Origin of the sequence: Streptosporangium roseum DSM 43021, from assembly GCF_000024865.1 — a bacterium.
Taxonomy (GTDB): Bacteria; Actinomycetota; Actinomycetes; order Streptosporangiales; family Streptosporangiaceae; genus Streptosporangium; species Streptosporangium roseum.
In genome coordinates, this window is the sequence record NC_013595.1 from 6,016,033 (window position 1) to 6,029,357 (window position 13,325).

The following is a 13,325-nucleotide window of genomic DNA, read 5'->3' on the forward strand; positions in this document are numbered from 1 at the left end:
TCGCCGCGTCCCCGGAACCCTCCTGGAGGGCGGCCAGCCGTCACGCGGCCGGCTGCGCCCGCTCGTCGGGGACGCAGTGGGTCATCTTCAGGCCGGTCACGTCGCGCGGCCCGTTCTTCCCCAGGTTGGACAGCCGCTCACGCTCCTTGTCGTCCAGCTCCTGGCTCGCCAGCGGTTCGAGGTGGGCGACGTCCTCCGGGCCGATCCCGAGCCCCTCCCCGACCCGCAGCCCGAGCTCGTCCTCGGCCATCAGGAAGTGCCAGACCATGCGCTCCTGGACGGGGCGCTCGGCCTGGGACAGGAGGGTGACGAGGTTGAGCACGAGGTCGTCGCGTTCCCACTGCTCCATCAGCAGGTAGCGCTGGCCGGCCTGGGTGTAGTCGTCGGTCCTCGGGATGCGCTTGCGGGTCAGGCGCCCGGAGAGGACCGGCCCCTGCTCGTCGTGGGTGGGGTAGTGCCCCTCGCGCAGCCCCCCGATCAGGGACGGCTCGTAGTTGATGTGCGGGCTCTCCCCCTGGTCGTCGACGTGGTAGGTCATCTGGCCGTCGCGCTGGTTGGTGCGCACCTCGGCGTGCTTGGCCTGGTTGACCGGGAGCTGCAGGTAGTTGGGCCCCACCCGGTGGCGCTGGGTGTCGCTGTAGGAGAACGTCCGGCCCACCAGCATCTTGTCGTCGGAGAAGTCGAGCCCGTCGACCAGGACGCCGGTGCCGAAGGAGATCTGCTCGTTCTCGGCGAAGTTGTTGGCCACGTTCCGGTCCAGGACCATCCGGCCGACCGGCAGCGCGGGGAACTCGTTCTCCGGCCACACCTTGGTGTCGTCCAGCGGGTCGAAGTCCAGCTCGGGGTGCTCCTCGTCCGTCATGATCTGCACCAGGAGCTCCCACTCGGGGAACTCCCCGCGGTCGATCGCCTCACGCAGGTCCTTGGTGGCGTGCCCCAGCTCCTGGCCCTGTACGGCGGCCGCGTCGGCGGCGGTCATGCTCCGCACGCCCTGCTTGGGCATCCAGTGGTATTTCACCAGGTGCGTCTCACCCTCCTGGTTCACCCACTTGTAGGTGTTGACGCCGAATCCCTGCATGTGGCGGTAGTCGGCGGGGATGCCGCGCGGGCTGAACAGGTTGACCAGCATGTGCATGCTCTCCGGCGTCTGCGACATGAAGTCGAAGATCCGGTTGGGCTCCTGCCGGAAGGTCACCGGGTCGGGCTTGAGCGCGTGGATCACGTCGGGGAACTTGATGGCGTCCCTGATGAAGAAGACGGCCAGGTTGTTGCCGACGAGGTCCCAGTTGCCGTCCTCGGTGTAGAACTTCACCGCGAACCCGCGGGGGTCGCGCGCCGCCTCGGAGGAGTCCCTGCCGCCGATCACGGTCGAGAAGCGTATGGCCAGGTCGGTCCGCTTGCCCGCCTCCTGGAACAGCTTCGCCCTGGTGTAGCGGGCGATCGGCTCGTCACCCAGCTTGCCGTAGGCCTCGAAGTACCCGTAGGACGTCGCCCCGCGGGCGTGCACCACCCGCTCGGGGATCCGCTCCCGGTCGAAGTGGCTGATCTTCTCCAGGAACTGGTAGTTCTCCAGCGTGGCCGGGCCTCGCGCGCCGACCGTACGCTGGTTCTGGTTGTCGTAGACCTGGTGCCCCTGCCGGTTGGTCAGCACCGGCCGCTCGTCACCCGGCTGCTGTCCCCTGCTCGACACGTCCGTCATGATGACGCTTCCCTCCTTGCGGCGATCATTTCCGGCGTACCGAATCCTGTCGGCACACGGGGGTTCCATATCCGACAAAAGGCGGCTTATAGCACTAAAGGAAAAGAATCTCCGCAAGAGGGAAGGTCACATGAACGGCCTCCTGCCCGCGCCCGGACGGGCCGCGGGTCGGCGGGACCTGACGGGTCACGGGTCAGCAGGGCCGCGGGTCGGCGGGACCTGACGGGTCAGCGGGACCGCGGGGCCGCGGGGCCGCGGGGCCGCGGGTCGGCGGGACCTGGCAGACCACGGGTCAGCGGGCCCTGGCCGTGGCCCTCCGGTTGGCCTTCTTGAGGGCCTCGACGAGCTGGTCCTTGGTCATAGTGGACCGCCCCTCGACGCCCAGCCGCCTGGCCACGTCGTACAGGTGCTGCTTGGACGCGTTGGCGTCGACCCCCTCGGCCGTCTTGCCCCGCTTCGGGGTGCTCCTGGCCGCCTGAGCGTCGGAGGGCCCCTTCCCGGCCTTCGGCTCCCAGTGGTCGCCGACCTTCTCGAAGGAGTGCTTCAGCGCGGCGAAGGCCGTGCGGTGGGCCCGCTGCCCCTCGCCGTAGGTCTTCACCGCGGAGTCATGGGCCTTGATCCAGGTGTCCCGCGCCTTCTTGGAGGAGCGCTGCAGGGTCGACGGGAGCTCTTGTCGTGCCGGCATCTTCAGATCACCTCTCTCGCTTCTCCCAGGCCCATGCCCATGCGGTCACGATTCATGTCACGGCGCTCCGGCACCGCTCACGGCCCTCCCCGGTCCTCTGTAGGGTCGTGGTCATGACGCTGCGCGTGGTGATCGCCGACGACGAGGACCTGATCCGTGCGGGCCTGAGGATCATCATCGACTCCGAGCCCGATCTCACCGTGGTGGGCGAGGCCGCGGACGGCGCGGCCGTCGTGCCGGTGGTGCGCGAGCACCGGCCGGACGTGGTGCTGATGGATGTGCGGATGCCGGCCGTGGACGGCATCCAGGCCACCCGCCGGCTGGCCTCGCTGCCCGAGCCGCCCAAGGTCGTGGTGGTCACCACCTTCGAGAACGACGACTACGTCTACGAGGCGCTCCGGGCCGGGGCGAGCGGCTTCCTGCTCAAGCGCACCCGCCCCGCCGAGCTGGTCCAGGCGATCCGGACGGTGGCCGCCGGCGACTCCCTGCTCTTCCCCGCCGCCATCCGCGCCCTGGCCGCGCGGCGCGAGGCCGTCCGGGCCGTCCCCGGCATCGACCGGCTGACCTCGCGCGAGGCCGACGTGCTGCGCCTGATGACCCGCGGCCTGTCCAACGGGGAGATCGCCGGCGAGCTGGTCATCAGCATGGAGACGGTGAAGACCCACGTGGGCAACGTGCTGGCCAAGCTGGAGGCGCGCGACCGCACCCGGGCCGTCATCACCGCCTACGAATCGGGCTTCGTCTCCCCGGGCTGAGACGGGCACGCCTCGGAGCCCCTGATTCCCGGGACCGCGTCGCCGAGGTGCCTCCACCCCACGGCGAGAGCGCCCTCCCCTGCCCCGGCCTCCTCCCCCGAGACCCCGCCCTAGATGGGCGAGCCGTCGTCCTCCTCGCCCGGCCTCGGACCGGGAGTCCCCGTGCCGCTCCGCCCGGGAGACGGCGACGTGGTGGGCTCCCCCGGCTCCGGCGACGCCGGGACCGGGGGCGGGGTCGGCACGAACATCGTCGGCGGCAACGGCTTGGGCGGCGGCTGGACCTCCTCGTCGCGGCGGAGCAGCAGCCAGGCCATCACGGCCAGCGTCACCAGCAGCACGGTCAGCACGACCCCGGCGATGATCACCGATCGGCGGGTCTCGACGGGCGGCGGCGCCCCTTTGGGCGGGGCGGGCAGGGCGGGCGAGCGGTCACTGACCCAGTGCGGCGCGAAGTCCGGGCCGTGCTGCTCGCCGATGAGCGTGCCGCGCACCAGCACCGGCTCCAGGAAGCGCTCGGCCCCCGCCCGGTCCGGCTCGTACGGCGTGGCCACCCACGGCGCGCTCCCGCCGTCCATGGCCAGCACCTGGGGTGCCGTGTCGGCCACCGCGGTCCGGCCGCGCGTCGCCCTGGCCATCCAGCCCCGCACACCCGAACGGCTGGCCGCCGCCTCCTGGATCCCGGTGACGAACCGGTCGCGGGCCGCCGGGTCGAGCGCGGCGCCCTTGGTCAGCACCGCGACCGAAACCGCCCGGCCGTCGGAGCCCTGCCCGAGGTAGACCAGCCCCGCGGGCCCCACCCGCAGGCGGGCCTGCAGAACGAAGGGCCCCAGATGGGGCGGGTCACCGTACTGGAGCGGACTGGCCACGCCTGCCATGAAAGCACATGGCGACGATCGCGCGGCGTCCGTGTGGGTGCTGACACGAAACGCGGGTGGGTACTAACTGGAAATACGCAGTCGGCCGGTTGTGCGGCCCCGCATTTCGTTTGGTGGAATATCAACATGACCGTCGCCGAAGAACTGCCGAGCGAGACCGACACCGGACTGCTGCGTGAGGCCCTGGCCGAGGTCCGGCGGGTCATCGTGGGCCAGGAGCACATGGTGGAACGGCTGCTCGTGGCGCTCCTCGCCCGGGGCCACTGCCTGCTTGAGGGCGTGCCGGGTGTCGCCAAGACCCTCGCCGCCTCCACGCTGGCCACCGTGGTGGGGGGCGCCTTCGCCCGCATCCAGTTCACCCCCGACCTGGTCCCCAGCGACATCGTGGGCACCCGGGTCTACCATCCCTCCCGCGAGGCGTTCGACGTCGAGCTCGGCCCGGTGTTCGTCAACTTCCTGCTCGCCGACGAGATCAACCGCGCCCCGGCGAAGGTGCAGTCCGCGCTGCTGGAGGTCATGGCCGAGCGGCAGGTCTCCCTGGCCGGCAAGACCCATCCGCTGCCCAGGCCGTTCATCGTGCTGGCCACCCAGAACCCGATCGAGTCCGAGGGCGTCTACCCGCTCCCGGAGGTCCAGCGCGACCGGTTCCTCTTCAAGATCCGCGTCACCCATCCCAGCGCCCACGAGGAGCTGGAGATCCTGCACCGGATGAGCGTGACCCCTCCCGCTCCCAGGACGGTGCTCGACCCCGCGCGGCTGACCGCGCTGCAGGCCATGGCCGATCAGGTCTCGGTCCACCAGCTCGTCGCCGACTACGTGGTCCGGCTGGTGATGGCCACCCGCTCCCCCGGCGAGTACGGCATGACCGAGCTGGAGGAGAACATCGAGATCGGGGTCAGCCCCCGCGCCACGCTCGGCCTGGTCGCCGCCGGACGCGGCCTGGCCCTGCTGCGGGGCCGCGACTACCTGCTCCCCGACGACATCCGCGACGTGGCCGTGGACGTGATGTCCCATCGGCTGATGCTCACCTTCGACGCGCTGGCCGACGGGATCGACCCCGAGGACGTGGTCCGGCAGATCCTGGCCGTCGTGCCGCCGCCCCTGGTGGTGTGGAACCAGGGCCCCCGATGAGCCGCCGTGCCGCCCCGGGCGGCGTGGGAGCGGGCCCCCCGGCGACCGGCCGCGGAGGCGTGCCGGTGGCCACGGCCGAGCAGGCGCTGCGCCGGCTGGAGCTGACCATCGTCCGCCGGCTGGACGGGCTGCTGCACGGCTCGTACCAGGGTCTTCTGCCCGGCCCCGGCAGCGAGTTCGGCGACAGCCGGGTCTACGTCCCCGGCGAGGACGACATCCGCCGGATGGACTGGGCGGTGACCGCCCGCACGACCGTCCCGCACGTGCGGGACCTGATCGCCGACCGGGAGCTGGAGACCTGGGCGCTGGCCGACCTGTCGCCCAGCATGGACTTCGGCACCGCCCAGATGGAGAAGCGGGACCTGGTGGTGGCCGCGCTGGGCGCGGTCGGCTTCCTGACCGGCCGGATCGGCAACCGCTTCGGCACGTACGTGCTGCACGACGAGTACGTCCACCGGATGCCCGCCAGGGGCGGCCGTCCGGCCCTGTACGGCCTGCTGCACTCGCTGATGGAGGCCCCTCGGGGCCGTCCCGTCGCCGGTGCCCCCGACCTGGCCGAGGCGATCGAGGTGCTCGCCTCGGCCAGGCGGCGGCGGGGCCTGCGCGTGATCGTCTCCGACTTCCTGGACGCCGAGCCCAGCCTCGACCCCGGCCTGGAGCTGCCCTGGGAGCGGCCGATCCGCCGCCTGGCCGCCCGCCACCAGGTGCTGGCCATCGAGGTGATCGACCCGCGTGAGCTGGAGCTGCCGCCGGTGGGGCTGGTCAACCTGACCGACCCGGAGACCGGGCGGAGCCGCCGGATCCAGCTCACCTCCAAGGTGCGCGCGGCCTACGCCGAGGCGGCCGCGGCGCAGCGGGCCACGACCGCCATGGCGATGCGCCGGTGCGGGGTGGCGCACCTGGTGCTGCGCACCGACCGCGACTGGATCTTCGACATCGCCCAGTTCGTGCTGCGGCAGCGGCGCATGGCACACCTGACGCACCGGCACCCGACCCCAGGAGTGACGCGGTGACCTTCCTCTCTCCGGCCCTGCTGTGGCTGTTCGCCGCGCTCGCCCTGGTCGTGGCGGGCTACGTGGCCGCCCAGTTCGCCCGGCGGCGCTACGCGGTGCGCTTCACCAACCTGCCGCTGCTGGCGCTGGTGGCCCCCTCGGGGCCCGGCTGGCGCCGGCACGTGGCCCCGGCCCTGTTCCTGCTGATGATGAGCCTGCTGATCATCGGGGCGGCCCGGCCGGCCGACTCGGTCCGGGTCCCCCGTGACCGCGCGACCATCATCATCGCGCTGGACATCTCGCTGTCGATGGAGGCCGCCGACGTCCAGCCCAACCGGATCACCGCCGCCAAGGAGGCCGCCCAGAAGTTCGTCGAGGACCTGCCGGAACGCTTCAACGTCGGCGTGGTCGCCTTCGCCCGCTCCGCCTCGGTCGTGGTCTCCCCGACCACCGACCACCAGGCGGTGTCCGCCTCGTTGGGCAACCTGACCACCCGGGCGGGCACCGCCATCGGCGAGGCGGTGTTCAACTCCCTCGACGCCGTCCGCTCCTTCGACCAGCAGGCGGTCACCGATCCGCCGCCCGCCGCGATCGTGCTGCTGTCCGACGGGGACAACACCTCCGGCCGGTCGGTCGCCGAGGCCGTCGACGCGGCGATGAGCGCGCGCGTACCGATCTCCACGATCGCCTACGGCACCCAGGAGGGCACCGTCTCGATCGACGGCCGCGACGTGAACGTACCGGTGAACAAGGCCACCCTGCAGACCCTGTCGGAGGGCACCTCGGGCCGGGCCTACGAGGCGGAGTCGGGCAGCCAGCTCCGGGAGGTCTACGAGCAGATCGGCACCTCGCTCGGCTACCGGACGGTCCACCAGGAGATCAGCCAGTGGTTCGTGGTGGCGGCGCTGCTGACCGGCCTGCTGGTCGCCGTGGCCGGCCTGCTGCTGGGGTCGCGGCTGCCCTGAGCCGGTCCCGCCCATTGGTAACGTTCTACGACGTGGCACATTACTTCGAGGAGCGTCCCGAGACCGCCAGCCGTCCCGGCTCGGTCACGCTCGTGCTCCCCGACCTTCACCTGAAACTGGAGACCGACAGCGGGGTCTTCTCCCCCGAGCGGGTCGACCAGGGCACCCGGATCCTGCTGGAGACGGTGCCCCCTCCCCCGGCCGAGGGCGACCTGCTGGACCTGGGCTGCGGATACGGGCCGATCGCGCTGACGATGGCCTCGCGCGCTCCCGGGGCCACGGTCTGGGCGGTCGACGTCAACCGCCGCTCGGTCGAGCTGTGCGCCAGGAACGCGCGGGCCGCCGCCCTTGACAAAGTAAGGTCAGTGCACGTCGACGAGGTCCCGCCGGAGATCCGCTACCGGACCATCTGGTCCAACCCGGCGATCCGCATCGGCAAGGCCGCGCTGCACGAGATGCTGACCCGCTGGCTGTCCCGGCTCACCCCGGACGGCGTCGCCTACCTGGTGGTGCAGAAGCACCTGGGGTCCGACTCCCTGCAGCGCTGGCTGAACGAGCAGGGCTGGCCCACGACCCGCACGGCCTCCCGGTCCTCCTACCGGGTCCTCCAGGTCCAGGCCCGGCCCGGCGAACCGGACCGGTGACCCCTGCCCGGCGGGCCGGGCGCAGCCAGAAGAACGGCGGGCGAGGCACGGGCCTCCCGCGGAACGGACGAGAAACGGTGAACGAACGATGATTGCAAACCCGCGCAGGCAGCTGCGGCCGACCGACGTCAAGCGCCTCAACCGCACCTGGCGCCGGAACACCGAGGGCCGGCTCGCCCTGATCGTGGAGTCGGTGACCGGTCCGTTCAACATCGGTTCCATCTTCCGCACGGCCGCCGCCTTCGGGGTGGAGCGGATCTGGCTGGCGGGCAACGCCACTCCCCCGACCAACCCCAAGGCGCAGAAGACCGCCCTGGGCACCGACCGGCTGGTGGCCTGGGAGGAGCCGGTCCCCGCGGTGGAGGCCGTACGGGCCGCCAAGGCGGACGGGTTCACCGTCGTCGCGGTGGAGCTGACCGGAGACGCGGCGCCGCTGCACGCGGCGGAGCTCGGCGGCGACGTGTGCCTGGTCGTGGGCAGCGAGGACCACGGCTGCTCACCGGCGCTGCTGGAGGCCGCCGACGGCGTCTGCTACATCCCGCAGGTCGGCCGGGTGGGCTCGTTCAACGTCGCGGTCGCGACCGCGATAGCGCTGGCCGAGGCCCGCCGCCGGGAATGGTCCGGCAAGGAGGCCCCGGACGGCGAATGAGCGCCTCGCGGGCTCCCGTGACCCAAACGTTCACCCGCCCGCGATGACGAGCCGCGCTCATACCGGGCATACTCCTGCACGTGCAGCGCCGTTATCCCTTCCTCGATCATCCCGGCCCGCTCGCCTTCGCCCACCGGGGCGGGGCGGCCGAGGGCCGGGAGAACACCCATGCCGCGTTCGCGCGCGCCGTGGAGCTCGGCTACACCTACCTGGAGACCGATGCGCACGCCACCGCCGACGGGGTGCTGCTGGCCTTCCACGACCACACCCTCGACCGGGTGACCGACCGGCGCGGCCGGATCGCCGACCTGCCCTACCGGGTGGTGCGCGAGGCGCGGATCGGCGGTGTGGAGGAGATCCCGCTCATGGACGACCTGCTGGGCTCCTGGCCGCAGGCGCGCTTCAACATCGACGTCAAGGAGGCCTCGGCCATCGCGCCGCTGGCCGAGGCGGTCAGGCGGACCAACTCCTACGACAGGATCTGCCTCACCTCCTTCTCCGACGAGCGGCTGACCCGCGCCCGCGCCGCGATCGGCCGTGAGGTCTGCTCCTCGCTCGGGCCGCGCGGCGTCGCGGCCCTGCGGGCCGCCGCGGCCACCTCCGGCTACGGCCGCCTGCTCACCCGCCTGGCCCGCGCCGGGGTGCCGTGCGCGCAGGTGCCGCTGGGCTTCCGCGGCCTGCGCGTCACCACGGCCTCCCTGGTCCGTACGGCACACGCCCTCGGCATGCAGATCCACGTGTGGACCGTCAACGACACCCGGGTGATGGAGCGCGTGCTCGACCTCGGCGTGGACGGCGTGATGACCGACAACATCTCCGGCCTCCGCGAGGTTCTGGAGGCACGCGGCCAGTGGCACCCCGGCCGGCTCGCCGCGTGAGCCCCACCCCCGAGAAATCCCCCCAGCGAACCGAGGATCGCCCATGGCCGTCGAACAGGTCGTCGAGGACTCCCCCCAGGCCCGCCGGCGCGAGCAGCGCGGCTGGTACTTCTACGACTGGGCGAACTCCGCCTTCCCCACCACGGTCCTGACGGTCTTCCTCGGCCCGTATCTGACGACGATCGCCGAGACCGCCGCCCAGGGCCGCCCGTATGTGGACGTGCTCTGGTTCGACGTACGGCCCAGCGCCTACTACTCCTTCGTGGTGGGCACCGCGGCCATCCTGCAGATCATCCTGATGCCCATCGCCGGAGCCCTGGCCGACCACACCGGCCGCAAGAAGGAGCTCATGGGCCTGTTCGCCTATCTGGGCGCCGGGGCCACGATGTGCTTCTGGTTCCTGTCCGACGGGCGCTACCTGCTGGGCGGCGCGCTGTTCGTGACAGCCAGCACCGCGTTCGCGTCCGCGTTCGTCATCTACAACTCGTTCCTGCCGGAGATCTCCACGCCGGACGAGCGCGACAAGGTCTCCGCCCAGGGCTGGGGTTTCGGCTATCTCGGCGGCGGCCTGCTGCTGGCCGTCAACCTGGCTCTCTTCCTGGGCCACGAGTCCTTCGGCGTCACCGAGGGCCAGGCCGTGCGCATCGCCCTGTCCTCGGCCGGTCTGTGGTGGGCCGGGTTCACGATCATCCCGCTGCTGCGGCTGCGCAACCGGCGCACGCTCGCCTCGGTCTCCGAGAGCACCGGGCAGGCCGTCGCCGGGTCCTTCCGGCAGCTCGGCCGTACGATCGTGGAGCTGCGCCGCTACCCGCTGACGCTGGGGTTCCTGGTCGCCTACCTGATCTACAACGACGGCGTGCAGACCGTCATCTCCTTCTCGGCCACCTACGCCGACAAGGAGCTCGAACTGGACCAGAGCGTGCAGATCGGGGCGATCCTGATGGTGCAGTTCGTCGCCTTCGGCGGCGCCCTGCTGCTGGGCCGCCTCGCCGCCTCCTACGGGGCCAAACGCGTCGTGATGGGCGCGCTGGTCGGCTGGACGGCCGTGGTGGGGGTGGCCTACTTCCTGCCCAAGGGCTCGGCACCGGCGTTCTTCGCGCTCGGCTTCGCCATCGCGATCGTGATGGGCGGCACCCAGGCCCTGTCGCGCTCGCTGTACTCGCACGTGATCCCGGCGGGCAAGGAGGCGGAATATTACAGCCTGTACGAGATCAGCGACAAGGGCTCGACGTTCCTCGGCTCCTTCACCCTCGCCCTGGCGCTCCAGCTGACCGACAGCTACCGCCTCGGCATCATCTCACTGATGATCTTCTTCGTGATCGGCTTCGTCCTGCTGGCCGCCGTCAACCTGCCCAGAGCCATCCGGGCCGCCGGAAACGAGGTGCCGGACCGCGTCTGAGAACGTCTCCGAAAGGGCCCTATCGCAGACCGGGTCAAGAAGGCGCGATTGGATCACCCCATGTGTGGGAATCCACACACGGTATCAAGCGTTGTACGCCGTGGGAGACGAACCCCTCACGACGGGGCCCTCAGGAGGCATTCAGACATGGGCGAGCGTGCGCTACGCGGTACCCGACTCGGGGCGACCAGCTACGAGAACGACCGCAACACCGATCTGGCCCCGCGCCAGGAGGTGTCCTACACCTGCCCGAAGGGCCATCGATTCGACGTTCCGCTCGCCGCTGAGGCCGAGATCCCGGCGACCTGGGAGTGTCGTATGTGCGGCGCGACCGCCATCCGGGTCGACGGCGAGCTGCCGGAGGCCAAGAAGGCCAAGCCCCCGCGGACACACTGGGACATGCTGCTGGAGCGCCGCACGATCGAAGACCTGGAGGAAGTGCTCAACGAGCGCTTGGCGATCCTACGCGCCCAGCGCCGCAAGAGCGCCTGACCGGCTCGGGAGACCCCCGGCCCCCGACAGGGGGCCGGGGGTCTCCTCCGTTCGAGGGCGTGTGAGGGCCGTCGGACTCCCGGGAGGGGCCACGTCCAGTGGCGTGGTGTACAAGTCTCCGCTGCCGGGGCCGGGGCCGACGGTGAGGCCGGGGCCGGGCGTGGCGTCGGGGTTGATCGCCGTCGAACGGCGCGGCTACGTCGGGGTGGAAGGTCAAAGGCGCAGCGAGGGTGGGTGGAGTCACCCTCGCTGCGCCTTTGACCTTCCACCCCGTACGGCACCGCACAGATGGACGCTCCCTGAGCCGGAGCGGAGGTGAACGGGCGCCGCTACCCTCGTCCGCCACCGGCGGAACCCGTACACCACGTCCGTGGACGCAACCCCGGAAAATGTGGCCCAGCGGATCAACCCCTTGTTGGACCTTAAAGCCGGTCCACCGGCCCTCTAGAGTCGTGCCATGACGACGGAGACCGGCACCGGTGACACGACGGACCCGACAGCCGCGCAGCGAGCGGCGGCGCTCCGGGCACTGCACGTGCCGGGCACCCCCCTGGTGCTGCCCAACATCTGGGACGCCGCCTCGGCCCGCACCATCGAGGCGGCCGGGTTCCCCGCGCTCGCCACCGGCAGCGCCGCGGTCGCCGCCGCGCTCGGCTACGACGACGGACAGGCCGCGCCGGTCGAGGAGATGCTGGCCGCGGTCGGCCGGATCGTCCGGGTGGCCGGCGTCCCCGTCACCGCCGACCTGGAGCGCGGCTACGGGCTGGAGCCGGCGGAGCTGGTGGAGCGGCTCGCCGCCACCGGCGCGGTCGGCTGCAACCTGGAGGACTCCGACCCCCGTACGGGTGAGATGATCGACGCCGACGAGCAGGCCGCCTTCCTGGCGGCGGTCCGCGCCGCCACCGCCGAGGCGGGTATCGACCTGGTGATCAACGCGCGGGTCGACACCTACCTGCACGGCGAGGGGACCCCCGCCGAGAGGCTCGCCGAGGCCGCCCGGCGCGGCCGCCGCTACTTGCGGGCCGGCGCCGACTGCGTGTACCCGATCTTCGCCACCGGGGCCGGCGAGATCCGGGCGCTGGCCGAGGAGATCGACGGCCCGATCAACATCCTGTTCCGGCCCGGCACTCCGTCACTCGGGGAACTGGCCGCGATCGGAGTGGCCCGCGTGAGCTTCGGCCCCGGCCTGCACCGGGCCGCCCAGGCCCACACGGCCCGGATGGCCGCGGCGATCCGGGCCGGTCGGAGCCCGTACCCGCCGGAGGACCCCACCCGCTGAGGCGCGCCGCGGCACCGCTCCCCGCCCCCTCCAGGCCGCAAGGACGGGGCGGCGCGGCTGCGGCTGAGGGAAACGCCCGCACCGGAAAGGGCGTCCCGCCTCCCGGCCGGTGCGAGCCGGGCGACGCCGGGCCGTGTCCCTCCGGGACGCGGGCCGCAGGCCCGTGCGAGGATCATCCGAGGGGGACTGACATGCGAATAGTCATCGCGGGTGGACACGGGAAGATCGCTCTGCGGCTGGAGCGGCTGCTCGCCGGACGTGGCGACGAGCCGGTCGGGCTGATCCGCAGGCCCGAGCACGAGCCGGACATCCGGGTCACCGGAGCTCGGGCCGTCCTGTGCGATCTGGAGCAGGCCTCGGTGGAGGAGGTGGCCGCTCATCTGGACGGGGCCGACGCGGTGGTGTTCGCCGCCGGGGCGGGGCCGAACAGCGGCGCGGCCCGCAAGGTCACCGTCGACCGCGGGGCCTCGGTCCTGCTGGCCGACGCGGCCGAGCGCGCCGGGGTCCGCCGGTTCGTCCAGATCTCGTCCATGGGTGCAGGCAAGCCGCCGGAGCCGGGCGGCGACGAGGTCTGGGCGGCCTACATCACGGCCAAGACCGAGGCGGAGGACGACCTGCGCGGCCGCGACCTGGACTGGACGATACTCCGCCCCGGAGCTCTGACCGACGCTCCCGGAACGGCTCTGGTCACTCTCTCCGATCCGCCGGTGCCTCCGGGTCAGGTGCCTCGCGACGACGTCGCCGCGGTGATCACCGCGCTGCTGGACACCTCCGCGGGCCACCACCGCACCCTGGAGCTCATCAGCGGCGACATCCCCATCGAGACGGCTGTCCGGTCCCTGGGCTCATGAGCGCGGGTCACAGGCGGATGCCTCCCGCTCG

Annotated in this window: 14 protein-coding genes; 11 read left to right on the forward strand and 3 right to left on the reverse strand. The window is 71.9% G+C overall.

All coding sequences use genetic code 11. The features are described from left to right. Window positions 1-40 precede the first annotated feature (40 nt). Window positions 41-1,699 carry a catalase gene (locus tag SROS_RS26480; protein WP_012891990.1) on the reverse strand — a complete coding sequence of 553 codons (1,659 nt, stop codon included), beginning with the start codon at window positions 1,697-1,699 and terminating at the stop codon, window positions 41-43. Window positions 1,700-1,991: 292 nt separating this feature from the next. Beyond that, window positions 1,992-2,384 (reverse strand): ChaB family protein, encoded by a 393-nt coding sequence (locus tag SROS_RS26485; RefSeq protein ID WP_012891991.1) that lies wholly within the window; start codon window positions 2,382-2,384, stop codon window positions 1,992-1,994. Between the two features lie 113 nt (window positions 2,385-2,497). Between SROS_RS26485 and SROS_RS26490 the strand changes: the two genes are divergently transcribed. Then, window positions 2,498-3,139 (forward strand): response regulator transcription factor, encoded by a 642-nt coding sequence (locus SROS_RS26490; protein WP_012891992.1) that lies wholly within the window; start codon window positions 2,498-2,500, stop codon window positions 3,137-3,139. 110 nt (window positions 3,140-3,249) lie between these two features. On the opposite strand, the gene SROS_RS26495 is transcribed toward SROS_RS26490, so the two are convergent. Continuing rightward, complete coding sequence (locus tag SROS_RS26495; protein WP_012891993.1) at window positions 3,250-4,014, reverse strand: hypothetical protein; 765 nt, start codon at window positions 4,012-4,014, stop codon at window positions 3,250-3,252. A gap of 126 nt (window positions 4,015-4,140) precedes the next feature. Here SROS_RS26495 and SROS_RS26500 point away from each other — a divergent pair, with 126 nt between their 5' ends. The 10 genes from SROS_RS26500 to SROS_RS26545 all read left to right on the forward strand — a co-directional run bounded on the left by SROS_RS26500 (window position 4,141) and on the right by SROS_RS26545 (window position 13,294). Continuing rightward, a complete protein-coding gene (locus tag SROS_RS26500; RefSeq protein WP_012891994.1) occupies window positions 4,141-5,145 on the forward strand; it encodes an AAA family ATPase in 1,005 nt (334 codons plus the stop codon). Beyond that, window positions 5,142-6,158 carry a DUF58 domain-containing protein gene (locus tag SROS_RS26505; RefSeq protein WP_012891995.1) on the forward strand — a complete coding sequence of 339 codons (1,017 nt, stop codon included), beginning with the start codon at window positions 5,142-5,144 and terminating at the stop codon, window positions 6,156-6,158. Before SROS_RS26500 ends, SROS_RS26505 begins: the two co-directional genes overlap by 4 nt. Beyond that, window positions 6,155-7,102: a VWA domain-containing protein gene (locus SROS_RS26510; protein ID WP_012891996.1), complete on the forward strand. Its 948-nt coding sequence runs from the start codon at window positions 6,155-6,157 to the stop codon at window positions 7,100-7,102. Before SROS_RS26505 ends, SROS_RS26510 begins: the two co-directional genes overlap by 4 nt. 32 nt (window positions 7,103-7,134) lie before the next feature. Then, complete coding sequence (locus SROS_RS26515) at window positions 7,135-7,746, forward strand: class I SAM-dependent methyltransferase (RefSeq protein WP_043656746.1); 612 nt, start codon at window positions 7,135-7,137, stop codon at window positions 7,744-7,746. Window positions 7,747-7,834: 88 nt separating this feature from the next. Next, the gene (locus SROS_RS26520) at window positions 7,835-8,395 is read left to right on the forward strand and encodes an RNA methyltransferase (RefSeq protein WP_012891998.1); all 561 of its coding nucleotides are present in this window, start codon (window positions 7,835-7,837) and stop codon (window positions 8,393-8,395) included. 80 nt (window positions 8,396-8,475) lie between these two features. Then, window positions 8,476-9,273 carry a glycerophosphodiester phosphodiesterase family protein gene (locus SROS_RS26525; RefSeq protein ID WP_012891999.1) on the forward strand — a complete coding sequence of 266 codons (798 nt, stop codon included), beginning with the start codon at window positions 8,476-8,478 and terminating at the stop codon, window positions 9,271-9,273. A 43-nt stretch (window positions 9,274-9,316) separates the two neighbouring features. Beyond that, window positions 9,317-10,672 carry an MFS transporter gene (locus SROS_RS26530; protein ID WP_012892000.1) on the forward strand — a complete coding sequence of 452 codons (1,356 nt, stop codon included), beginning with the start codon at window positions 9,317-9,319 and terminating at the stop codon, window positions 10,670-10,672. Window positions 10,673-10,819: 147 nt separating this feature from the next. Further along, on the forward strand, window positions 10,820-11,164 hold the full coding sequence (locus SROS_RS26535) for an RNA polymerase-binding protein RbpA (RefSeq protein WP_012892001.1): 345 nt from the start codon (window positions 10,820-10,822) through the stop codon (window positions 11,162-11,164). A gap of 457 nt (window positions 11,165-11,621) precedes the next feature. Then, window positions 11,622-12,443, forward strand: coding sequence for an isocitrate lyase/PEP mutase family protein (locus tag SROS_RS26540; protein WP_012892002.1), 822 nt, complete (start codon window positions 11,622-11,624; stop codon window positions 12,441-12,443). Window positions 12,444-12,634: 191 nt separating this feature from the next. After that, a complete protein-coding gene (locus SROS_RS26545) occupies window positions 12,635-13,294 on the forward strand; it encodes an SDR family oxidoreductase (RefSeq protein ID WP_012892003.1) in 660 nt (219 codons plus the stop codon). Window positions 13,295-13,325 lie beyond the last annotated feature (31 nt).